This window comes from Wolbachia endosymbiont (group A) of Volucella inflata (assembly GCF_947250665.1).
Taxonomy (GTDB): domain Bacteria; phylum Pseudomonadota; class Alphaproteobacteria; order Rickettsiales; family Anaplasmataceae; genus Wolbachia; species Wolbachia pipientis.
In genome coordinates this window covers 1,067,823-1,090,618 of the sequence record NZ_OX366338.1, presented here as the reverse complement: position 1 = coordinate 1,090,618, position 22,796 = coordinate 1,067,823, and the positions used below count along the sequence as shown (strand labels likewise).

Here is a 22,796-nt window from a genome sequence, read left to right as displayed (position 1 = left end):
GGTGTTCTATGTCAAAAATCGAAGAATTTCGTTCTTTTATGCACGAGATAAACGTTGATGCATTTATGTTGCATACTAAAGATGAATATTTAAATGAGTATTCAGAGGAGCTAACAAAGCTGTGTGGCTTTACAGGAACAAATGGGCTACTTATCGTTACAAAAGACAACAAGTGCCCATTTTTTACGGATGGACGCTATATCACACAAGCTCGCAATCAGCTCGATCGGGACAATTTTCAAGTATATAATATACAAGAAGAGGATCCACGCGAATGGATAAAAGCAAACTTAACATCGACTGCCTCACTAGGTTATTATTTGCAATATTTTACCATAGAAGATATAAGAAAGTATGAGAATATCTGTAAATTAATACCCTGTTTAGCTGGAAAAAAAAGTGACTATCGAAAACAAGCAGTGGTTTTACATTCTATTAAATATGCTGGTAAAAGTAGTAAGGACAAATGTGAAAAAATAGCTAGAAGCGTAGATAAAGAAGCTGAAGCAGTGCTTTTAACTGATCCAAATTCAATTTCATGGTTATTAAATTTAAGAAACGAAAATGCTAAATATACTCCATGTATATTGGGTCGTGCTATATTGTATAAAAGCGGTAATGTTGATTTGTTTATTCAAGATAAAGAACATTCAACTATAGAAGCAAATTTAGGCAATCATATAAATATTTTTGATATTAGTGAGCTAGAAAATTCGCTGCACAAGCTAAATTCAATAGTTATAGATCCAAACACAACTCCAATGAGTATCATGGCTGTAATAAAAGATAAACAGGTAATTGAAAGAGAGGATCCTTGTCTAATTTATAAAGCAGTAAAAAACCAAACTGAAATAGCTGGGGCTATAAATGCACACATTGAAGATGGAGCAGCAGTTACAAATTTTCTACATTGGCTTGAAAGTAATGTTGGTACAGAGCTTGAAGCTGAAGAAAAGATTTTAGAATACAGAAAAGAGCAGAATTTGTTTAAACAATTGAGCTTTCCAACAATTTCCGCATTTAATGAAAATGGTGCAATAATTCACTATCGTGCAAGCAGTAAGACGAATAAGGTAATTCAGAAAAATGGACTATATTTGATTGACTCTGGTGGCCAATACCTTAGTGGCACAACTGATGTGACAAGAACTGTAGTAGTTGGTAATCCGACCAATGAGCAAATAATCCACTATACAATAGTGTTGAAAGCTCACATTGCTATAGCAAGTGTCATCTTTCCTCCTGGCACTACTGGTGGAGAATTGGATATATTGGCACGTACGCATTTATGGAAATTTGGAATGGACTATATGCATGGTACAGGGCATGGAGTAGGAAGTTACCTATCAGTACACGAAGGACCACAAGCAATATCAAAGGGAAATAAAGTGAAACTCACGCCAGGCATGATACTATCCAACGAACCTGGCTATTACATTCCGGGAGAGTATGGAATAAGAATTGAAAATCTGATATATGTCGACAGACAAGAAGACGGCTTCTTAAACTTTAAACAACTGACCTCTATTCCATATGATAGAAGACTAATAAATGTGCAAATGCTTACTAAGGATGAAATTGAATGGATAAATGGCTACCATCAATTTGTCTATAAAAACTTAGAAAATAGCGTAAAAGATAAGGAATGGTTAAAGAAGGTATGTGACCCTTTATAAGCAAAGGAGCATTTTTTATTATTTAAAAAGTATTAATGCAATTGTGACAGGTATTTTGTATTGTTTTTAATTTTAAAATAATATATAATAAAGAACACGTATTTTTAGGTAGGTTATAATTATGATAGGCAAAGGGCAAGAAGATGAATTTATGAAGCAGTATATGGATACTTGCAAAGAGCAAATAGAAAAATTAGCCAAGGATCCTGAATTGCTTAATCAGACTTTAAAACCATTTATGCAAATGTCTCAGCAGCTTATGGCTGGCGGTATGTTAGAAGGGGCTATGCCTGGCATGATACCTGATTTGGGCAGTATGGATATCAACAAGATGATTGCTCAGATGAAGGAAATGAGTGACTACATAAGAGGTAACTATAAGGAACTAATGAAAGAGCACAGCTCGCAGATTCAAGAGCTTGATGAATCCAGTAAAAAGCTAAGAGGCTTAGTTAAAAAATTGATAGAAAAGATCGAAAGTAAATGAATAACATCTGGATTTCTGTCGTTCTATATACAACTTTCTAGTTGGACGGTAAGTCGAGGTCAATTATTGATGTCATGAAAGTAGCTGACACTGGTTCCTTTATGACGGCAGTGCCCAGAGGTGTCATCCCAGTCTGGGATCCAGTTCTTATTACCTGGTGTAAAGTTAAGTTTCCTGGATTCCAGACTGGAATGACAGCAATCCTACGTCATACCGCGATTCATTCCAGTTATCTAAGTGGAGAAAGTCACCTCTCCCCACTCGACTTCAAAACCGGACTTGTGACTTTCACCACATCCGGCTTCTCTCTAACTTGGTGTTTGTCATACATACTTCTCCATGTAATTAACATTTCAAAGCTTGGTAAATTTGTTTTTATAGCTTAAATACAGCATTCTCTATATTACTAGAGAAGTCGTATTCATTCATACCTAACACTTAATGTTGGCTCATAACATATTAACCACTACTCACAACTTTACCTTCCAAATTACAGTGTCCACGTCAGCATATCTTAAACATTATTTTAGGCCTTGGCTTCTTAGACAATCCCTCATTATAGGTGCATACGGGTGGCTCCCTGCTTAAAGAATAAGAGCATCTATAATGTTACTCCGTTCCATGAAATTGTTTCATGTTAGACTTAGGTTCCAACTTTTTGCCGGGAGATGGGAAACATCTTAATCAGACCAGTCAAGTTCTAATTATCCACTTTCTCCGTACCTTTTGGTCTATGCGTTAACCAACCTTATTTCGCATATCGTTCGTTACGACAATTCAGGCATTGGTTCCTCTCGTAACCATATCTAACTCTGTTTGCAGGGATTCACTATAAGGTTTAGTGTTACCTGCTTTTATCTCATGCTTGCATCCTAGGCTCTGTGGACAAAATTTTAGAGAAGCCATACAAGAGCTCCAACAAAATTGAGAAAACCCATAAAAACCTCAGCAGTTTTATCAAATCTGGAAAAAATGCGCCTAAAATTTTTAATTTTACCAAAAAAACACTCAATCAAATGACGTTCTTTGTAGATATGCTCATCGTAATACCTTTGCACTTTTCGATTCCGTTTTGGCGGAATAACTACTGTACATCCCTTGTCTTCAAGACTTGTAACAAAGGCATTGCTATCGTAGCCCTTGTCAGCTACTACAGTAGAGTTATAGATACTTTCGGTCAACACTTGTGCCTGCGTAATTTCATTTCTTTGACCAGGAGTCAGAGTAAATTTAAGTGGATTTCCAAGTGCATCGACAAGCGCATGTATTTTAGTTGTAAAGCCACCTTTGCTCCTCCCTAAAGCTTCTTGATCCTTGGAGTTTTTTGTATATCCAGATGAACATGGATGGGCTCGGATGATCGTACCGTCGATTATAGCAACTTCTAAATCAGGCTCTTGTTTAGTATATTCAAGCAATTTTTTCCAGACATCTCTTTCACACCATCTTTTAAATCGCTTATGTATACTCCTGTAATTACCATAAGTTTTTGGTAAAAGTCTCCATTGGCAACCACTTCGCACTATGTACCACACTGCCTCTATGAATATTCTTAAACGTTTTTCATCTTTGCTGTGCATTCCTTTTACGCTTTTTATGAACTCTAAAATTTGTTTCCAATTTTCCTCTTTGATGTAATATTGCATATGGTAGTTTCTCCATTTTTTACCTATTAGGCTAAACTACCATCTTTTTCTCTCTTTTCATATTTTTTGTCCACAGAGCCTAGAGATACCGCGAATGAATCGCGGTATGACGGTTCGTGGCGGTATGACGGTTCGCGGCAGCATGACAATAAGCTCGTCATCCCGCTACGTGTTAGCGGGATCTCTTGTTAGCGGATGAGATACCGCAAATGAATCGCGGTATGACGGCTAAGTAGGGTGTCATCCCAGTGCTTGACACTGGGATCTAGAAAAATTGATTGTAAACAAACGACTATACAACATTTTCAATAAAATTACAAAAAAGCTGGATCCCAGTGTCAAGCCTGGGATGACATCATAGAGGCACTGGGATGACACCCTGACAACCGTCATCCCGCTACGTGTTAGTGGCTGAGATACTGCGGCGGTATGACGTAGGACTGCTGTCACCCCGCTACGTGTTAGCGGGATCTATTATGAAATACCGCAGCGATATAGCTATAGAAAACTTGTATAGATTTTTTCTACTTCTGTGATATCATAAGCCCGTGATGATAAAATAAGTAAATATGGATAAGTCAGCGTATGAGATCATAGAACATGAGTATGATGTGGTAGTAGTAGGTGCAGGTGGAGCAGGGCTCAGAGCAACGCTTGGGATGGCTGCAACTAATTTTTCAGTTGCCTGCATTTCTAAAATTTTCCCTACACGAAGTCATACAGTTGCAGCACAAGGCGGAATTAGTGCAGCTTTAGGTAATATCGGTGAAGACGATTGGCGCTGGCATGCATATGACACAATAAAAGGTTCAGACTGGCTTGGTGATCAAGATGCAATAGAATATATGTGTAAAAACGCTGCTAAAGCTGTTATTGAACTTGAAAATTTTGGCGTACCTTTTTCTCGTACAGAAGATGGCAAAATATACCAGCGCTCTTTTGGTGGAATGACAACTCACTTTGGTAAAGGAAAATCAGCTCAACGCACTTGTGCGGCAGCAGACAAAACTGGGCACGCAATCCTTCACACTCTATATCAGCAGTGTCTTAAATTCAACGCTGAGTTTTTTGTTGAATACTTTGTGATTGATTTAATTATGGATAGCGAAACCGGAGCATGCTGCGGAGTTCTTGCTTGGTCGCTATGCGACGGTACATTACATAGATTTCGCGCGCATAGGGTGGTGCTAGCAACAGGTGGATATGGACGTGTTTATTTCTCTGCAACAAGTGCGCATACCTGCACAGGTGATGGTAATGGCATGGTAGTAAGGGCTAGATTACCACTTGAAGATATGGAATTTGTACAATTTCATCCAACAGGAATATATGGCTCAGGGTGCTTGATGACAGAAGGGTGCCGTGGCGAAGGGGGATATCTCGTTAATTCTCAGGGCGAAAAGTTTATGGAACGTTACGCACCAAAAGCAAAAGATTTAGCTTCTCGTGATGTGGTAAGTCGCGCAATAACAATTGAAATTAGAGAGGGAAGGGGAGTTGGACCAAAAAAAGATTACATGTATTTAACTATAGCACATCTTGATCCGGAAGTAATAAAACTCAGATTGCCGGGCATTAGCGAAACCGCAAGAACTTTTGGTGGAGTTGATGTCACTAAAGATCCAATACCGGTCATTCCGACTGTTCACTATAACATGGGTGGCATTCCAACCAATTATTATGGAGAAGTGATCACGCTGAAGCAAGGTAAGGAAGAAGTGGTAGATGGACTATTTGCAATTGGAGAAGCTGCGTGTGTCTCTGTGCACGGTGCAAATCGACTTGGTTCTAACTCGCTTCTTGATCTTGTGGTTTTTGGCAGAGCTGCAGCGCTCAGAGCAAAAGAGAAACTAAAATCCTGTACACCACATAAAAAATTGAGCTCAGATTGTACAGATTGGATAATAGATAGGTTTAATAAAATGCGATTTGCTTCTGGGAAGCTCAAAGTAGCAAAAATACGCAGCGAAATGCAGCACACTATGCAAAAGTACGCATCAGTGTTCCGTGTTGCTGAAGTTTTAGAAGAAGGCAAAAAAGCTATAAAAAAGGTAGCAAAAATGATGCCTGATATTTCACTTGAGGATCGCAGTATGATGTGGAATAGTGATTTAGTTGAAGCACTGGAGCTTGCTAACATGATCCCACAAGCGGTTATTACCATGGAATGCGCAGCCAATCGAAAGGAGAGCAGAGGTGCCCATGCTCGTGAAGACTTTCCTGAACGTGATGACAAAAACTGGATGAAGCACACTATAGCGTGGCTTGAAGAAAAGAAAGGGCAAATTAACGTAAAAATTGATTATAAAAAAGTGGCTGAAAAAACTCTGAGCGGTGAGATTGATTTCATAGTGCCAGAGAAGAGGGTTTATTAGTCAGCCCATCTAGCTTATTCATGAATTGACGTAGTATTGATACATCGCTCATTTTAGTAGCTGGGTTTTCTGTATGCTCTGGTTGATTTGGTGACTCTTGTACTGCTTGATTTTTAGTCTCATTTCTTAAATTCTGTTGATCATTATTAACAAGGTTCTTCGAAGCTTGATTCTGCTCTGTTGTTGAATTAGAGCGGTTTTTGTCGTTAAATGTGTCCTGTGCTTTGTTGGTTGATTTTTCAAAAAGTTTCTTAATACCACTAAATCCTAAAGTTAAAGTAAGGCATATAACTCCAGCAACAGCTATGATAGGAATGGCTGCTCCAATTGCCATTTGACCCTGAAAGAAAGCAAATGTTACCATTGCAATAACAGTAATCGTTATCGTGATTGCTAACAGTTCGCGGGTCCTTTTTGCTGGATCTATGAATCCTGCTACAGCAGATACTCCTTTTTTTATACCAGAACCTGCTTCTTTAATGCCAGACTTGCATTTTTTTGAAGCAGTTTTACAGTGGTATTTTTCTTCAAGCTTCTCTTTTAGTTCTTTAGCTTTCTCCTGTGCTTTCTGTGGAGTCCCTGAATAATCTTTTAGATCTCGTAAAGTTAAATAGTACTTTTTAGTATGGAATTTTGGATCTTTCAGCTCCAGAGAACAGGGATCAGCGCCTATTTCTAGCAGCATTGTACAAAATTTTGTTGTATTGTCATAAGCAGTTGCTGTATCAAAAATTGTTCCTTGCGGTAGGTATTCGATACTTCTTTTTTCTGCTTTTTTCTTTAATGCCAATTCTAGGGGTGTGTTCCCTTCTCCATTCTTAGCATTTATAGCTTTACCTAATTTATCTTTAGATATTGTTCCATTTTTTACTAAACCTAAAATCAATTCCAAACATGTAACTTTTTGTTCTCCTTTGAATGAAGCAATATAGTGCAGAGCATTTTTTTCATCTTTATCTTGCACAGTAATATCTGCACCGTTTTTTAGCAATAGTTCTAGGGTTTCATACCTTTTAGTTTTTTCAAATTTTCTATCTGTACATGATCGATCCTCATTCTTTCCTTTTATATGCTGAAGCAGCTGATGAAGAGGTGTTAATCCTTCCCTGTTAGTAGTATTTACAGCATCATCTTTATTTGAAATCAACTCTAAACATGTAACTTTTTGTTCTCCTTTGAATGAAGCAATATAGTGCAGAGCATTTTTTCCATCTTTATCTTGCACAGTAATATCTGCACCATTTTGTAGAAATAACTCTAAGGCTTTATACCTATTTGTTTTTTCAAATTTTCTATCTGTACATGATCGATCCTCATTCTTTTCTTTTATATGCTGAAGCAACTGATGAAGAGGCGTTTGTTCTTCCTGATTTTTACTATTAATGAGTTGTGCTAAATCTTCCTCGGTGACCGTTTTTATTAGGGTACCTAGAAACTTGCATTTCTGTTTCTTTTCCAACGACACGATAAGGTGTAAAATATTGTTGTCTTTTTCACCTTTCACACTATTAATATCCGTACAATCTTTTAGATATTTTTTAAATTTCCTGTTATTTCCATTTTTGATCGCTTTTAGTAATAGAGCATTGCTATTTGTTATTTCGTTGCTTATTTCTACTTTATGATCATCTTCAATATCGCTACAGTAGCCACTTTCTGCTTCACTATCTTCACTATTCCTACGATCATTTTTGTTGTGGGTAATACTATTAGAACAATATTTGCTATTATCAGTAATTTCTGAAATTACTTGCTTTACTCGTTCTTTTGTTTCATTTGATATTTTTTTCGATCGTTTTATTGCTTTATCTAGCACTGGAAGGAAGCATTGGACATAATACCTATAATATTTTTCTTGTTCTCTAAGTGATTCTTCTAATTTAGTTAATACTTCAGGGCTAGCACCTTCCTTGAATAACCTTTTACACTCCTTGAGAGCTCCATCTTGACCTCTTGGTTTTTCACGCTTGTGTTCTTCTTTTTTTACCTTTCTCTCTATAATGCCATACAATTGTTCGTCTTTTCTATCCCGCTCTTGCTTTTCATTTTTATCTATGTATTCATCTAATTTTTTTGCATTAGTAGTTAGTGCGTTTAGATCTATATCCATACTAAAACCTCAATATTAAAAGCTATTTAAGTTGTCAGCTAAGATTCAATTTTTTTAATTAAGTCAAACGTTGTATATAGCTAACAAAGCCCGCTTCTGTCATCCTATGGCTTGACCATAGGATCCAGTCTAAAAAGATCTGGATTCCAGCGTCAAGCGCTGGAATGACACCTTAAGATATCACCTATAATTAACCATAAACATATTTCGGTAAACCTAAGTTACTTTTAGCTATATGTAGTTGAAATACAGATAGAAAGGCAGGTAAGAAGGCAGAAAATTAATTTCTGTAAGAAAGTTTGCCGTCATAGTTAAACCTCACTTGAACAGTTGTCTACTATTTTAACCATTTTGTCTTAAAAAATAATAAATATAGCTAAACTGCAAAACGTGCCACTGGCTAAAATAGGATAAGAAACTATAGCTGCAAATTGATGTTTTTATCAGTCTTCCAGGCTTGGTTTTTCTTCTGATTTTTTAAGTCTTTCTTTATTTAGTATGGAGCTTATCTCTTCTACACTTTTATCAATATCATCATTGATTATTACATAATCATATTTATCACGTTTGCTTATCTCTTTTTGAGCTTCGGCTAATCTGCGCTCTATTTCGCTTGCATCATCACTATTACGCTTTTGCAAACGCAACCTAAGCTCTTCCATTGAAGGGGGAAGTATAAAAACACTCACAACTTTTTTTCTCATGAGCTTGAATAAGTGAAATGCTCCTTGCCAGTCTATGCTTAGTAAAACGCTTATTCCACTGCTTAAGTTTTGCTCTATAAAATCTCTTGGTATACCATAAAAATTCTCAAAAACTTTGGCGTATTCAAGCATCTGACCAGCTTCGCATAACTCGTGAAATTTTTCTTCGGTAACGAAAAAATAGTCTTTTCCATTTATTTCGCCGGAGCGAGGCTTGCGCGTAGTCATAGAAACAGACCTAACTAAATTAGTTGATTGCTTAAGTAATTTTGCTGATATGGTAGTTTTTCCAGCTCCAGAAGGGGAGGATAGAACCAATAATACGCCCTCACTTTTTACGGTCATTTTTCTTTGCATTTTTTAACATGACGCTTTTTGGATCAGAGTTTAAGAAGCTAGAACCTTCTAAATTAGAATTTGATAAGTTGGTGCCAATAAGAGAAGAGTTATCAAAGACGGGATAGCGCAAATCGGTTTTTTCAAGATTTGCCTTATTCAAATTAACGTTTACAAACTTTGCTCTACTCAATGTTGAATTAGAAAAATCGGCATTTTCTAAATTCATATCCTTAAATTCAAAGTAAGAATAATTTACATTAAATTTTTCACCCTGTGATATTTTCTCTTGCAAATTTTCAATTGAAGTTATAGCATTTTCTGAACCTGTGAGTTTCTCCTGCCCTTGATTGTCAATCAAAATTGAATTATCAAATTTGCAACCTGTTAAGTGAACATCAGCAACTGAACTTTTATATATGCTTGAAGAGTGAAAAGACATATCACTAATTGTTGAATTGCTCAAATTGCTAAGAAAAAAGCTAGTTTTCCTAAAGGCATTAGCGTGAAGCAAAGAAGATCTGAAATCGCTTTCAATAAAATTTGAATTGGTTACTTTTAAATTGGACCAGCTTGAATTATCAGCTAATAAATTAAAGAATGTTGAATTTTCTATTTCACTGGAATCAATATTATGGTGAGAAAGCGTACTGTTATAAACTTGAGAGTCTTGGATTTTTATCTTATACATTGAAGTTGTAGAAAGGTCTGAATCTTCTATCTTCGCAGAGGTGAATAGTGAATAGTCAAAAAATGAGCCATTCATGTTAGAATTCGCAACTTTAGTATTATGAAACTTTCCGTGACGAATATCAGCATTAGAGACATTAACTTGATGCAGTTCACTAAAACTAAAATCAATATTAGATAAATCAGCATCCTGAAGATTTGCTTCAGAAACATATGTATGCTTTATCTTGGAACCATTTAGTATAGATTGAACAAAACTTGAATTATCGTCATTCACATAGGAAATTTGTGTGTTGCTTAAATTAGTTTCGTCGAAGTTACTATTAATTATGATAGAAGAATTAAGGTAGGCATCGGAAAGATTGCTACCTGTAAAGTCTGATTCTTTTAACTCTGCACCATATATGTTAGCATTTTTTAATGAAGAAAATTGTATCTTTAATTTATATGCATTCACTCCAAAGAAACTTGCATTATCAAGGTTGTTTTTCTGCATAACGGTATCGTTTATTTCACTATCACTAAAATTTACGTGGCCAACATTCGAGTTTGATAAGTTGGAGAAATTCATTTTCACATTCGAGAAATTAGTATGCAAACCAATTACGTTGTGCATACTTACTTTTTTGAGATCGGAACTGATAAAATCAGCATAACTAACATTAGACTGATCAAATACGATATCTGTTAAGTTTGCAGAAACAAATTTTGTAAAACTCAAATTTGTACCTTTTATTTTAATGCCATGTAAATTAGCATTGGAGAAATTAGCACCACGTAAATCAACATTAATGAAAGACACGTCGGATAAATCGGTGTTAGAAAAATCGGCACCAATCAGACTTACTCCATCAAAAACAGATTTACTTAGGTACAGTTGGTTAAAGTTAGCTCCATTTAAGTTAGAACCAAAACCTTTCTTAAAATCTTCTGGCACGCCCTCTTTGTGGCACTGCACCAAAAATTCAGCAAAGTCTTTCTTACTGTAAGATACGTATTTTGCATCACGCAGAGCATTTAAAAAATCACTAATCTGATTTTTTTCATCATTTATTTCGTTTCCATAACATAAATGACCAACTAAAATTAATATCAAAAATCTAATCATCTTGCTTATCGCACTGCATTTCTTTCGTTTTCACAGCCCAATCGTACATTGCTGAGCTTTCTTTATTGTCTATTTTTCTATCCTCCAAAAGATGTGGCATCATTTCGGCAATCGCATTTATTATATTGATCTGCTTTTTTTCGATTGCTATATCAATTGGGGATTGAAAATTATTGTTAACTACTCTAAGATCAGCACCTTGTAATAAGAGAAAGCGCACTATGTCTACCTCACCTTGTTTAACTGAATAAATGAGAGGAGTATCACCCAATTTATTTCTAAACCTTAGTATCTCTTGAATTGTTAATCCAATTTTTTCTAGCTTACTTATTACTCCTCTTAAGCAAGTTAAGTTGTTCTTCTTAATGCAGTAAAAAAATTGCTTACTGTAATCATCAATAAACACAGTTGTAGGAAGATGCTCATTAAGGCTATCATATTGTCGTTTATATATTGACTTGCTTTGTATGTCTTTATGACCCCATTCTTTTATTGGTTCTCTGTTTAGCTTTGTCCATTTTTGTAAACTTTTCTTTTCACTTTGCTCTTCTTCATCTTTTTTAGTTATAGGTTTTACTCTATTGTGGTCCTTGGAATTACTGTTTGTTTCTTTCACTTTTTTTTCTTCAGACTGATTCTCTACTTTTTCTTTTTTTCCCTCTAATAATTGACTCGCATCACTTTTTGAAAGTTCATTATCTTTTATATCAATCTTCTGATCAGCTTGTAGATTTTTTTGCGGGTTAGCTATATTCTCATTTAAATCAGCACTTAAAGGCAAAGGCTCTGGTTTCAAATCTTTATTCACTTCTTTATTGGCCACATTTGGTAAATTTTGAGCAAATTTGTCTGTGCTTCCTTCTAGCTGGTCATTTGGCAAATCTTTATCAATCCTTTCACCTTCACTTATAGTTTTTTCAACCACGAAAGCTTTGTTCTCGTTGTGTTGCAGTTTCTCTTTATCGGTAGTGCCGTCTAATCTTTTGCTCTCAGCCTCTTGTGTTTGTTTAGCATCGACGTTGCTTTTTAACTCATCTTTTTGATTTGTGCTATCTTGCTTCCTTACACCTACATTTTCGTTTTTATGAACTGATTCAATTTTCTTTTCTTCAAATTGCTCTACAGCAAATAGGCTCAGTGATCCGAATACAACAGCTAATAATATAAAATATAAAATATTTTTCATAAATATCCCAAGCATAAGCTTAATTAAAATGATACTATAATCAAATGATTAATCTACAGTAAAAAATGCCTTAGGATTTAATTTATAAAAAAACAATAGATTTTTTGTATCTGTTCAGCAACTATGTTAAGTTAATGCAACTATGTTAAGTTAATGCAACTATGTTAAGTTAATGCATTTTATTGATAATGAGGATGAAATACAAAAAAGAAAGAAAAAAGGTCCTTCATTACCACAACGGTATGATCAGCTTACTGATAATTATGATCGGCTAAGTGATATGAGGTTGTATTTATATGAGCATTTTAATCTTCTTAAGCAGCTGTACTTAAAGGGTTCATCATATGAATATGAATATAAGCTAATCAAAGTGCAATTTGCAAAGGAATTGAAAAACAGATATGGAATACTAAAATCTAGTTTTGATTCAATGATTAGTCTATATGTGGAATGTAAGAATAATATAAATGGAGATCAGTTCATTAAAAGAATTTATGATGACATTGGCACTGTATCTAAAATAAAAGGGAAAGTCAAGGATCTTAAGATTAGTGATATAATCGAATCTTATGGCAAGAGGGAAAGCTTGCAAGCCAAAAAGGGATCTACTGAAGAAAAATTCAAAAGTATTCCTAAAGGTGAGATAGTAAATATCAATGGAGTAGATGTCAGTACTGATAGGTTTGTTGTAAACATACTTAAGCTATTTGACAGTATAGCTAGCCAATATAAAAACGTCTTTAAGAATGTAGAGGAAGCTTTCGTGACGAAACTTTTCTTAGCTTCTTAACGCATAATAACATAAATTTCTCCAGTCAAGTTTGGAATAAGTTACTAGAAATACGGTGTCTCTCTCCTTACATTGTAGAATTGATTGTAAGAGATCAACTTAATGATGGAAGTGGACTAATAAGTAGTGGCTTAGTTAATTCTGGTACGCTTGATAAAATAATAGAAAAATTATTAGAAAGTGATTTATATGCTACACACATTAAGAAGTTATTATCTTTGGATAAGGAGAAGCTATTAAAAATACTTAGTACACAAAACCAAAGCTTAGGGAGCAATGGTTTGGAGCTTTATAAGATAGTTTGTCAAAAGCTAAATGTAAATAATATTGGAAATATATATAATCTGCTTAAAGATGAAACTCATGCAATTCCTATTTTAAATAAGTTAAGTGAAAAAATCATCACTAACAATGGTTTAGATCCGCAAAAGATTGATTTAGCAAAGGAAATTGTAAGTTAAAAATGTGATATAAAAGAGATAAGAGGGAAAGATAACCCTACTCACTATAGGAATAGGGCTATCACGGGCATGTGCGACCGAAGAGCCATTGGTATTACAACCGTTCAGATCAAGGTACACTAGCCCCATCTCTCGATACGTTTGAATAGTTGCATGGGACATATGTATGCACCCGTTTACAATCTTAAATTAATTAAACTATCGAGGTTATTTATTATGATTACATCTTATCAAAATTTCATTGGAATTGATATCGGAAAATTTAAAAATGTTGCCGCAACTCACAACCAAAAGAGCACTATCAAGTTTGACAATGATGCTACTGGTTGGCAACAGTTGTTTCAAAAATTTTCAGATATCCTACCTAATTCTCTAGTAACTTTGGAAAACACTGGAAAATATGAGCTTGGCTTAGCACATTTTCTTGTTGATAAGAATGTTGCTGTACATCGAGCTAATACTCGCAAAGTAAAAAGCTTTGTCATATCTCATGGAACTTTAGCAAAGTCTGATCAATCAGATGCAAGAGCTCTTGCTCAATATGGATGTGAACGCTATAGTACTCTATCTCTATTTGTGCCTATGTCAAAAGAACAAACAGCCTTAGTTGCACTTTGTCAACGACGTGATGACATTACACAAATGAGAGTTCAAGAGAAATGTAGACTGAAAGCACCTGAAAACGAGCATATAAAAGAAAGTTGCCAAAAAACCATTGACTTTTTTAACGGTCAGATAAATGAGATCAATAATGCAATACAAAAAATCATTGATGAAAATCTAGGCTCTGTGGACAAAATTTTAGAGAAGCCATACAAGAGCTCCAACAAAATTGAGAAAACCCATAAAAACCTCAGCAGTTTTATCAAATCTGGAAAAAATGCGCCTAAAATTTTTAATTTTACCAAAAAAACACTCAATCAAATGACGTTCTTTGTAGATATGCTCATCGTAATACCTTTGCACTTTTCGATTCCGTTTTGGCGGAATAACTACTGTACATCCCTTGTCTTCAAGACTTGTAACAAAGGCATTGCTATCGTAGCCCTTGTCAGCTACTACAGTAGAGTTATAGATACTTTCGGTCAACACTTGTGCCTGCGTAATTTCATTTCTTTGACCAGGAGTCAGAGTAAATTTAAGTGGATTTCCAAGTGCATCGACAAGCGCATGTATTTTAGTTGTAAAGCCACCTTTGCTCCTCCCTAAAGCTTCTTGATCCTTGGAGTTTTTTGTATATCCAGATGAACATGGATGGCCTCGGATGATCGTACCGTCGATTATAGCAACTTCTAAATCAGGCTCTTGTTTAGTATATTCAAGCAATTTTTTCCAGACATCTCTTTCACACCATCTTTTAAATCGCTTATGTATACTCCTGTAATTACCATAAGTTTTTGGTAAAAGTCTCCATTGGCAACCACTTCGCACTATGTACCACACTGCCTCTATGAATATTCTTAAACGTTTTTCATCTTTGCTGTGCATTCCTTTTACGCTTTTTATGAACTCTAAAATTTGTTTCCAATTTTCCTCTTTGATGTAATATTGCATATGGTAGTTTCTCCATTTTTTACCTATTAGGCTAAACTACCATCTTTTTCTCTCTTTTCATATTTTTTGTCCACAGAGCCTAGGGTTTTTGTTGCCAAAAATACATTTTTTAATTGAATAAAAATACAAAGTTATAAACAAGAGTTGTAATAAGACTAAATTCAAAAAATTTAAAAAAACATAGTTGATACCAATTATCTATGGCACTGCTCGTGTTGCAGGGAATATTATTTGGGCACAGCCAATAAAAGAAGAGGCGATAACCACCAAAAGTAAAATTGGAAGAGGTATGAACGTTACATATAATTACTATGCAACGCTTGCAATTGCGATCTGCAAGGGGAAAGTAGAAAAATTAAACAGAATCTGGGCAGATACAACATCACTTAGCTTTGATGAAATAGATTATACTTTTTACAGCGGCAGAGAAGACCAAAATCCTGATCCATTCATATCATCAATTGAAGGTGAGAAGAATGTACCAGCTTATAGGGGAATATCTTACATAGTTATCAAGAATTTTCCTTTAGCAGACTATAACAATCGCGTCCCGATATTTACATTTGAAGTGCGAACTGCATTAAAACCCAGTGGATTTTCAATAGCAGAAAATATTCGGAATATCAATATAATACCAGGCTCAGGAGAGTTTGTATATGATACAAAAATACAGAAGAAAATCGCGCAAGAGAAAATAAGCAGCAACCAATATATCCCGTATGGACTGGCGCAAAGGGTAAATCACAACAACCACACTAAAAAGAGCGATGCAGTGCTTTCTTTGGATCAATTAAAGGGAGATTTACCAAATGTTGAGTGGGTATCGGTAGTAGTCAATTGGTTTGTGAATGATCTGAACATTAAAGATTGTAAAATATATCCTGCAGTTGAATTTCAAGATGATTCCGCAATATTACCTGATGATTGGCAAGTAGGGGATGTAACCAGAAATAATGCTCAGCTAATTTCAAAAGATGCGAGTGGAAACCCAAGGTATGGTGGCACAGTTAGTGATGCAGCGCTAATAAGATATATAGAAGAGCTGCATAGCAGAGGCTACAAGGTGATGCTCTATCCGATGCCCTTGCTTGACACAAAGAACAAAGAGTGGCGAGGAAAATTGAGCGGGACCCCTGGGGATATAAGTGATTTTTTTGAGAATCAATATGACAAATTTATAGAGCATTATGCAAGCATTGCCAAACAAACTAAAGTGGAAGGGTTTATCATCGGATCTGAATTTGCGCAACTTACCAAAATCAGGGATGAACAAGGGAATTACCCTGCCGTTATAGAGCTAGTTAAGCTTGCAAAGCGAATAAAACTTCAGCTTGGAAAAGAAGTAACGGTAACTTACGCTGCGGATTGGAGCGAATACCATTCATATGATGGTTGGTATAATATGGATGAGCTTTGGTCTTCAGAGTACATCGACGTTATTGGCATAGATGCTTATTTTCCACTGACTGATGGTCCAGAGCCTCCTTTTGGCTATTCTGCGGAAGATGTAATGGGTGGTTGGAGCAGTGGAGTGGGGTATGATTATTTCTATGATGACTCAAAGAGTGAGCCTGAAAAAGTAAAGTATAACGACAGCAGGTATGCGTGGAAAAATATAGAGAAATGGTGGAGTGAAACTCATACAAATCCAGGTGGTAGCAAAACAAAATGGCAACCAAAAATGAAAAAAATATGGTTTACTGAGTATGGATTTCCCAGTATGAACGGCTGCACTAATGAGCCAAATGTGTTTGTTGATAAAGGCAGCATAGAGAGCAAATATCCACGATATTCAAACGGAGAGGTGAGCTTTCTTTCGCAAAAAATTGCAATTGAAGGAACGCTAAAGAAGTGGCAAAGCTCGGAAATGGTAGAAAAAATGTTTCTCTGGGCATGGGATGCAAGGCCATTTCCTTATTTCCCCAATTTGTGTGATATGTGGACTGACTGCCATAACTGGCAGACAGGAACATTGGATTCAGGGAAAGCTTTCACAGCTTAATATTTCCGATGTTTTATCGGATCTGTTACAAAAAGCAGGTTTAAAAAGCGATCAGTTCGATACAAGCAACGTCAAAGGGTTATTGTCTGGATATGTGATAAACGACCAGCAACCCGTACGTTCTATTATTAAAATGCTGCAAAGTTGCTATTTTTTTGATGTGGTTGAACAGGACTCTAAACTGAAATTTGTCCAAAAGGGCAGGGGAGTTACAACTGTAATGCCAATTGGTGAAACGGTTTTCAGTAACAATTCAAAACTTGTTAATATTAGTCAACTGGATTTAAACAATAAAGTTAACATCGTTTATTTTAATCGCAATTTTGGCTATCCAATTGATGTTAAATATGCTGAGTTGCCAAAGCAAGGCACTGCTATAACAGTTGAAATACCACTCATTATGGAGGAGGGGGAGGCGCAAAATATCGCTGAGGTTTTACTTTATTCTTCGTGGCAAGAGAGAAATATATATAATTTCAAGCTGCCGATAAAATATGCATGGCTTGCGCCAAGCGACGTGATAGCGATCTTAGACGGTGAGAAAAAGGATACGGTGAGAATTATAAAAATAAAATTTGAAAGCATGTCCATTCAAGTAAGTGGTGTTGGTTATGACAGCTCCATATATAAGCTTTCTTTTCCTTCAACAAGGTCTCTTATGCTGAAGGAATACCCTCCTTCTCATATCAGCAAAACCATCGTAGAAATGATGGATTTACCGCATGTTAAAGGTAATATCGCAAGCTTTACTTTAATTGGTGAGGAAAGGAATTGGAAGGGAGCAACACTCTTTGTTTCGTACAACGATAAGGATTATAAGCCTATCGCAAGCACAAATAAACAGTCTACTTACGGATATGTAATGGAACCTACCGACGAGGGGCTTATAGTAGTGCTACGTTTTGGTGTATTGAGTTCTTCATATAACCATTATTTAAGTGATGGTGTCATTCCAGCGCTTGACCATATTTCTCCTGGATCCCAGTGTCTGGGCACTGGGATGACACCCTACTGGATAGAGCCTTCACAGGCTTTTTCTCGAATAGCTGCTCTTAATTTCAGTAGTTAAATTAATATACTAATGAAAAAAATATATTATAATTAAGCATATTTACCAATAAATCATCAAGTGAAAACAGCTCTTTCGCAAAATATCATCTCTCTTATTATGATATTGTCTGTAGCAATTGTCGATATGGCAACTGATTTGTACTCAGTTGCACTACCAAGCATTGCCAATTATTTTAAAGTAGAAGGCAGTGTAGTGCAGCTTACAATTAGCTTGAATCTAGTTGGATTTGCGGTATCTGGATTAATTTATGGTCCATTATCGGACCATTATGGTAGGCGCCCAATGATGCTGATTGGTATGACAATTTTTACTTTAGCAAGTGTCATGTGTTATATAGCCGACAGCATTGCGCTCTTGATACTAATTCGCTTCATACAAGGGGCAGGGGCTGGTGTTGCAGGTGTTGTTGGGTATGCAGCAATAAGGGATATGTACTCGGGTAGTGAATACTCGAGAGTAATTTCAAAATTAAATATGGTTGTGGCACTCTCACCTGGGATAGCTCCAGTGGTGGGCAGTTATATAATTTCACATGGTTATCATTGGAAATTTTTGTTTTTTATTATGTCATTCGCAGCAATTGCTATACTTATTTTTATCTACTTTAAGTTACAAGAAACACTCACTGTAAATAAAAATGAAACCAGTATAACTAACATAACTACTAATATCTTCAAGCAATATATATCAATATTTAGAAATTATCGTTTCCTTGGGTTTTCAGCCATTCATGGATTAACTTTCATGTGGCTTTGGGCATACATTGCTAACTACCCGTTCATATTTGAATCGATGGGCATTGAAGTACAGTATTTTGGCTACCTCATATCGATCATAGTCATATTCTACATAATTGGAACTTTAATTAATAGAAGGTATGTACCAAAAGTAGGGGTTAGCAAAATGCTAATAATAGGTTTGGTGTTACCGATAATATCCGATAGTTTATTGGTATATTTTTATTTCGCGGACAAGTTGAATATATTCATTCTTCAAGCTGCTTGGATTCCAGCCAATATCGGACTTGCATTAGTAATCAGCAATAACGTAACTTCTGCTTTAGAAACAATCAGAGGTATAGGGCTTGGTAGTGCAGTCCTCTCATTCTGCAATATGATGTTTGGGGCTATTGGAATATATATAGTAGGAAAATTTTTTCGCTATGGTATTTTACCAAATTTACTATTAACAATAGCATGCTCTACAATTGCAATTCTTATGTACAGCCAGCTCAAATGTACTGAAAAACACGGGGAATAGCCATTATTTACGTGATCCAGGAACATAGAGCTCATGGGTTATTAATGACTTTATCATGATAATATAATTTTACAGGGGGTGAGAGCTCATAGATTATTAACGGCTTTATCATAACAATATAGTTTTACAGGAGGTATGGGATGAGCAATTCAAACAGAGATATAAATGCTGAATTACGTAAGGCTGCTCTAGGCTCTGTGGACAAAATTTTAGAGAAGCCATACAAGAGCTCCAACAAAATTGAGAAAACCCATAAAAACCTCAGCAGTTTTATCAAATCTGGAAAAAATGCGCCTAAAATTTTTAATTTTACCAAAAAAACACTCAATCAAATGACGTTCTTTGTAGATATGCTCATCGTAATACCTTTGCACTTTTCGATTCCGTTTTGGCGGAATAACTACTGTACATCCCTTGTCTTCAAGACTTGTAACAAAGGCATTGCTATCGTAGCCCTTGTCAGCTACTACAGTAGAGTTATAGATACTTTCGGTCAACACTTGTGCCTGCGTAATTTCATTTCTTTGACCAGGAGTCAGAGTAAATTTAAGTGGATTTCCAAGTGCATCGACAAGCGCATGTATTTTAGTTGTAAAGCCACCTTTGCTCCTCCCTAAAGCTTCTTGATCCTTGGAGTTTTTTGTATATCCAGATGAACATGGATGGCCTCGGATGATCGTACCGTCGATTATAGCAACTTCTAAATCAGGCTCTTGTTTAGTATATTCAAGCAATTTTTTCCAGACATCTCTTTCACACCATCTTTTAAATCGCTTATGTATACTCCTGTAATTACCATAAGTTTTTGGTAAAAGTCTCCATTGGCAACCACTTCGCACTATGTACCACACTGCCTCTATGAATATTCTTAAACGTTTTTCATCTTTGCTGTGCATTCCTTTTACGCTTTTTATGAACTCTAAAATTTGTTTCCAATTTTCCTCTTTGATGTAATATTGCATATGGTAGTTTCTCCATTTTTTACCTATTAGGCTAAACTACCATCTTTTTCTCTCTTTTCATATTTTTTGTCCACAGAGCCTAGAAAAGATAGTAAAGAGGTAGTAGAAGTTTTACTAAATAATGGGGCAAATGTTAACGCAGTAAATCGAAATGGAGATACTCCTCTCGATTTAGCCACTAACAAAGAAATACGCACTCTATTAATAGATACTGCTTTACTTGAGGCTGCTAAAAGTGGTGATATTGATGGAGTAAACCGTCTAATAAGTGAAGAAGCAGATGTTAATGCAGAGGATGATAAAGGAGAGACTCCTTTAGGTTTAGCCACTAACGAAGAAATAAAAACTCTACTACAAAACGCAGGAAAAACCGATAATGCTAGTCCAGTATTGCAAGATGATGAAGAAGAAAGCCAAGTTCCACAAAATGCTGCTTTATTTGAGGCTGCTAAAAGTGGTAATATTAATGAAGTAAAGCGTCTAATAAGTGAAGGAGCAGATGTTAATGCATTAGATGGAAACCGATTTACTCCTTTACGGCATGCTATTGCCAAAGGAAACAAAGATATGGTCTCGCTTTTAATTGATAGCAAAGCAGATGTTAATGCACAGTCTGAAACTGGACGCGCTCTTTTACATGTTGCTGTTGACGAAGCCAACAAAATGCAACCACTTGATACAAGTATAATAGAAGCTCTATTAGAAGCAGAAGGGATCAATGTTAATATAGCAGATCAAGATAGAAAAACTCCTTTACATGAAGCTGCTAAAAGTTACGATAAGAAAATAGTAACAGTTCTATTAGAAGCAAAAGGAATTTATGTTACTCCACTAGATAATACTCGCAGCACTCCTTTAAATCTTGCCTCTCAACAAGGCAGGCAACATATAGTAAAAATTCTAGAAGAAACGCAAAAGGACATCGAAGCTTTGTATTCAGCCGTTAAAAGTGATAATTATGAGGAAGTTCAAAGTCTATTAAGTAAAAAAGTAAACGTTAATTCAATAGACAACGATGGAAAAACTCTTTTACATTTTGCTGCTAGAAAGGGCAATGTAGAAATAGTAAGAGCTCTAATACAAACAGGGGCAGATGTTAATATAGCAGATAAAAATGGAAGGGTTCCTTTATTTGAAGCTGCTTTCTATGGTCATAAAGATGCAACTGAAGTTTTATTAAATAATGGAGCAAATGTTGATACAGTAATGGAATCACTTCTTCAGAGTATGATGGAATATAATTACAATAGTAGCCATAAAGATATAGTTAAAGCTTTATTAAACAAGGGAGCAAATGCTGATGCAGTAGATTCATATGGACATACTCTTTTGCATTGGGCTGCTAGAGAAGGTTATACGGATATAGCAGAACTTTTATTAGAAAAAGGAGCGAATGTTAATATACAAGATAACGATCTATGGACTCCTTTACATTTTGCTACAAAAAATAAAGTGTTTATGGGTTATGCAGATCGTCCAGCAAACGCCTCTGCGGAAACAGTAAAATTCTTAATAAAAAAAGGAGCAGATGTTAATATAGAAAATGAAGATAGAAATACTCCTTTCAAATTAGCCACTGATGAAGGAATAAAAACTCTATTGCAACCAGCAGAAAAATCTGATGATGGTTCAGCGGGTGGATCATCGACAGATAGTGAAGGGGGTCAAGAGGAAGAAAAACGAGTAGGTGATGATACTGAACTACAATCAGATAATAGCAAAGAAGGGGAAAAAACCAGCACCACCAGTGCAGAACAAGGAACTGATGTACAAGACAACGATGTAGGTCCTGTTGCTTCCACAGAACCTGCACAAACAGAAGAACAGCCGAGCTCTTTTTTTGGTAGTTTGTTTAGTATACTTATGAAGCCTTTTTCATTAGTTGCATCATTTTTTGGTGGGTTTTTTTCATGGTTGTTTGGGTCTGATGAGCCAACACAATCATCATCTGAATCTGACCAACCAGTTGTATTAGAATCACCAAGTAGTTCAGAAGGCAATGACATAATATAGCCAGAGGTTTACTAGATTCCAGCGTCACGCGCTGGAATGACATGGTGGTATGTATTCAAGTAGCTGACACTGGTTCCTTTATGACGGCAGTGTCCAGAGGTGTCATCCCAGTGCCCAGACACTGGGATCCAGGAAACTTAATTGCAAGTAATACATTGGGTCTGGTGAGTATGGGTTTTGCGTTATAGAATGAAGCACTTTTGGTGAATTTGTAAAGAAAACTGGATCCCAGTGTCTGGGCACTGGGATGACACCTCTGGGCACTGTCGTCATAAAGGAACCAGTGTCAAGCACTGGAATGACATCATTGGATAACGTCACGCGCTGGAATGACAAAGAAGAGTGGGCTTTCATATGGTTATGC

Annotated in this window: 17 protein-coding genes and 1 pseudogene; 10 read left to right on the top strand and 8 right to left on the bottom strand. The window is 35.9% G+C overall.

What is annotated here, in order from left to right; all coding sequences use genetic code 11:
- Positions 1-8 precede the first annotated feature (8 nt).
- Both OOK85_RS05610 and OOK85_RS05605 read left to right on the top strand, forming a co-directional pair.
- Entirely contained in the window at positions 9-1,676 is a 1,668-nt protein-coding gene (locus tag OOK85_RS05610) for an aminopeptidase P family protein (protein ID WP_264702680.1), read from the top strand.
- Between the two features lie 121 nt (positions 1,677-1,797).
- Positions 1,798-2,163: a hypothetical protein gene (locus tag OOK85_RS05605; RefSeq protein ID WP_264702678.1), complete on the top strand. Its 366-nt coding sequence runs from the start codon at positions 1,798-1,800 to the stop codon at positions 2,161-2,163.
- Between the two features lie 777 nt (positions 2,164-2,940).
- On the opposite strand, the gene OOK85_RS05600 is transcribed toward OOK85_RS05605, so the two are convergent.
- Together OOK85_RS05600 and OOK85_RS05595 are read right to left on the bottom strand one after the other, a co-directional pair.
- Positions 2,941-3,069, bottom strand: coding sequence for a hypothetical protein (locus OOK85_RS05600; protein ID WP_264702676.1), 129 nt, complete (start codon positions 3,067-3,069; stop codon positions 2,941-2,943).
- Positions 3,057-3,809, bottom strand: a complete 753-nt coding sequence (locus tag OOK85_RS05595; protein ID WP_264702259.1) for an IS5 family transposase — start codon at positions 3,807-3,809, stop codon at positions 3,057-3,059. Before OOK85_RS05595 ends, OOK85_RS05600 begins: the two co-directional genes overlap by 13 nt.
- Before the next feature lie 569 nt (positions 3,810-4,378).
- Here OOK85_RS05595 and sdhA point away from each other — a divergent pair.
- Positions 4,379-6,184, top strand: coding sequence for a succinate dehydrogenase flavoprotein subunit (sdhA, locus tag OOK85_RS05590; protein WP_264702674.1), 1,806 nt, complete (start codon positions 4,379-4,381; stop codon positions 6,182-6,184).
- Here sdhA and OOK85_RS05585 read toward each other — a convergent pair.
- The 4 genes from OOK85_RS05585 to OOK85_RS05570 form a co-directional block, all read right to left on the bottom strand.
- Positions 6,156-8,294, bottom strand: a complete 2,139-nt coding sequence (locus tag OOK85_RS05585; protein ID WP_264702671.1) for an ankyrin repeat domain-containing protein — start codon at positions 8,292-8,294, stop codon at positions 6,156-6,158. The two genes, sdhA and OOK85_RS05585, sit on opposite strands and share 29 nt — an antisense overlap.
- A gap of 443 nt (positions 8,295-8,737) precedes the next feature.
- Entirely contained in the window at positions 8,738-9,343 is a 606-nt protein-coding gene (gmk, locus tag OOK85_RS05580) for a guanylate kinase (protein ID WP_264704201.1), read from the bottom strand.
- On the bottom strand, positions 9,327-11,132 hold the full coding sequence (locus OOK85_RS05575; RefSeq protein WP_264702669.1) for a pentapeptide repeat-containing protein: 1,806 nt from the start codon (positions 11,130-11,132) through the stop codon (positions 9,327-9,329). Before OOK85_RS05575 ends, gmk begins: the two co-directional genes overlap by 17 nt.
- Positions 11,125-12,318, bottom strand: coding sequence for an ankyrin repeat domain-containing protein (locus tag OOK85_RS05570; protein ID WP_264702667.1), 1,194 nt, complete (start codon positions 12,316-12,318; stop codon positions 11,125-11,127). Before OOK85_RS05570 ends, OOK85_RS05575 begins: the two co-directional genes overlap by 8 nt.
- Before the next feature lie 172 nt (positions 12,319-12,490).
- Between OOK85_RS05570 and OOK85_RS05565 the strand changes: the two genes are divergently transcribed.
- From OOK85_RS05565 to OOK85_RS05555, 3 genes and pseudogenes are all read left to right on the top strand, one after another.
- Entirely contained in the window at positions 12,491-13,108 is a 618-nt protein-coding gene (locus OOK85_RS05565) for a hypothetical protein (RefSeq protein WP_264702665.1), read from the top strand.
- 80 nt (positions 13,109-13,188) lie between these two features.
- Positions 13,189-13,569 carry a hypothetical protein gene (locus tag OOK85_RS05560; protein ID WP_264702663.1) on the top strand — a complete coding sequence of 127 codons (381 nt, stop codon included), beginning with the start codon at positions 13,189-13,191 and terminating at the stop codon, positions 13,567-13,569.
- A gap of 216 nt (positions 13,570-13,785) precedes the next feature.
- Positions 13,786-14,349 (top strand): annotated as a pseudogene (locus OOK85_RS05555) (IS110 family transposase); the annotation flags it as partial.
- 21 nt (positions 14,350-14,370) lie between these two features.
- Here the strand turns inward: OOK85_RS05555 and OOK85_RS05550 are convergent.
- A complete protein-coding gene (locus tag OOK85_RS05550; protein WP_264702164.1) occupies positions 14,371-15,123 on the bottom strand; it encodes an IS5 family transposase in 753 nt (250 codons plus the stop codon).
- Between the two features lie 184 nt (positions 15,124-15,307).
- Between OOK85_RS05550 and OOK85_RS05545 the strand changes: the two genes are divergently transcribed.
- The 3 genes from OOK85_RS05545 (at position 15,308) to OOK85_RS05535 (ending at position 19,457) form a co-directional block, all read left to right on the top strand.
- Positions 15,308-17,125, top strand: coding sequence for a baseplate megatron protein TIM-barrel domain-containing protein (locus OOK85_RS05545; RefSeq protein WP_264702661.1), 1,818 nt, complete (start codon positions 15,308-15,310; stop codon positions 17,123-17,125).
- Positions 17,055-18,194 carry a phage tail protein gene (locus OOK85_RS05540; RefSeq protein WP_264702659.1) on the top strand — a complete coding sequence of 380 codons (1,140 nt, stop codon included), beginning with the start codon at positions 17,055-17,057 and terminating at the stop codon, positions 18,192-18,194. The genes OOK85_RS05545 and OOK85_RS05540 overlap by 71 nt, the downstream gene beginning before the upstream one ends.
- Positions 18,195-18,293: 99 nt before the next feature.
- Positions 18,294-19,457, top strand: coding sequence for a multidrug effflux MFS transporter (locus OOK85_RS05535; protein ID WP_264702657.1), 1,164 nt, complete (start codon positions 18,294-18,296; stop codon positions 19,455-19,457).
- Between the two features lie 209 nt (positions 19,458-19,666).
- Here the strand turns inward: OOK85_RS05535 and OOK85_RS05530 are convergent, their stop codons facing one another.
- Entirely contained in the window at positions 19,667-20,419 is a 753-nt protein-coding gene (locus tag OOK85_RS05530; RefSeq protein WP_264702164.1) for an IS5 family transposase, read from the bottom strand.
- Positions 20,420-20,485: 66 nt separating this feature from the next.
- Between OOK85_RS05530 and OOK85_RS05525 the strand changes: the two genes are divergently transcribed.
- Positions 20,486-22,432: an ankyrin repeat domain-containing protein gene (locus OOK85_RS05525; RefSeq protein ID WP_264702654.1), complete on the top strand. Its 1,947-nt coding sequence runs from the start codon at positions 20,486-20,488 to the stop codon at positions 22,430-22,432.
- Positions 22,433-22,796: the final 364 nt, after the last annotated feature.

Excerpts from the sequence above, each read along its gene's own strand:
- OOK85_RS05610 (WP_264702680.1), top strand. The coding sequence starts at position 9 with ATGTCAAAAATCGAAGAATTTCGTTCTTTTATGCACGAGATAAACGTT.
- OOK85_RS05605 (WP_264702678.1), top strand. The coding sequence starts at position 1,798 with ATGATAGGCAAAGGGCAAGAAGATGAATTTATGAAGCAGTATATGGAT.
- OOK85_RS05600 (WP_264702676.1), bottom strand. The coding sequence starts at position 3,069 with ATGGCTTCTCTAAAATTTTGTCCACAGAGCCTAGGATGCAAGCATGAG.
- OOK85_RS05595 (WP_264702259.1), bottom strand. The coding sequence starts at position 3,809 with ATGCAATATTACATCAAAGAGGAAAATTGGAAACAAATTTTAGAGTTC.
- sdhA (WP_264702674.1), top strand. The coding sequence starts at position 4,379 with ATGGATAAGTCAGCGTATGAGATCATAGAACATGAGTATGATGTGGTA.
- OOK85_RS05585 (WP_264702671.1), bottom strand. The coding sequence starts at position 8,294 with ATGGATATAGATCTAAACGCACTAACTACTAATGCAAAAAAATTAGAT.
- gmk (WP_264704201.1), bottom strand. The coding sequence starts at position 9,343 with ATGACCGTAAAAAGTGAGGGCGTATTATTGGTTCTATCCTCCCCTTCT.
- OOK85_RS05575 (WP_264702669.1), bottom strand. The coding sequence starts at position 11,132 with ATGATTAGATTTTTGATATTAATTTTAGTTGGTCATTTATGTTATGGA.
- OOK85_RS05570 (WP_264702667.1), bottom strand. The coding sequence starts at position 12,318 with ATGAAAAATATTTTATATTTTATATTATTAGCTGTTGTATTCGGATCA.
- OOK85_RS05565 (WP_264702665.1), top strand. The coding sequence starts at position 12,491 with ATGCATTTTATTGATAATGAGGATGAAATACAAAAAAGAAAGAAAAAA.
- OOK85_RS05550 (WP_264702164.1), bottom strand. The coding sequence starts at position 15,123 with ATGCAATATTACATCAAAGAGGAAAATTGGAAACAAATTTTAGAGTTC.
- OOK85_RS05535 (WP_264702657.1), top strand. The coding sequence starts at position 18,294 with ATGATATTGTCTGTAGCAATTGTCGATATGGCAACTGATTTGTACTCA.
- OOK85_RS05530 (WP_264702164.1), bottom strand. The coding sequence starts at position 20,419 with ATGCAATATTACATCAAAGAGGAAAATTGGAAACAAATTTTAGAGTTC.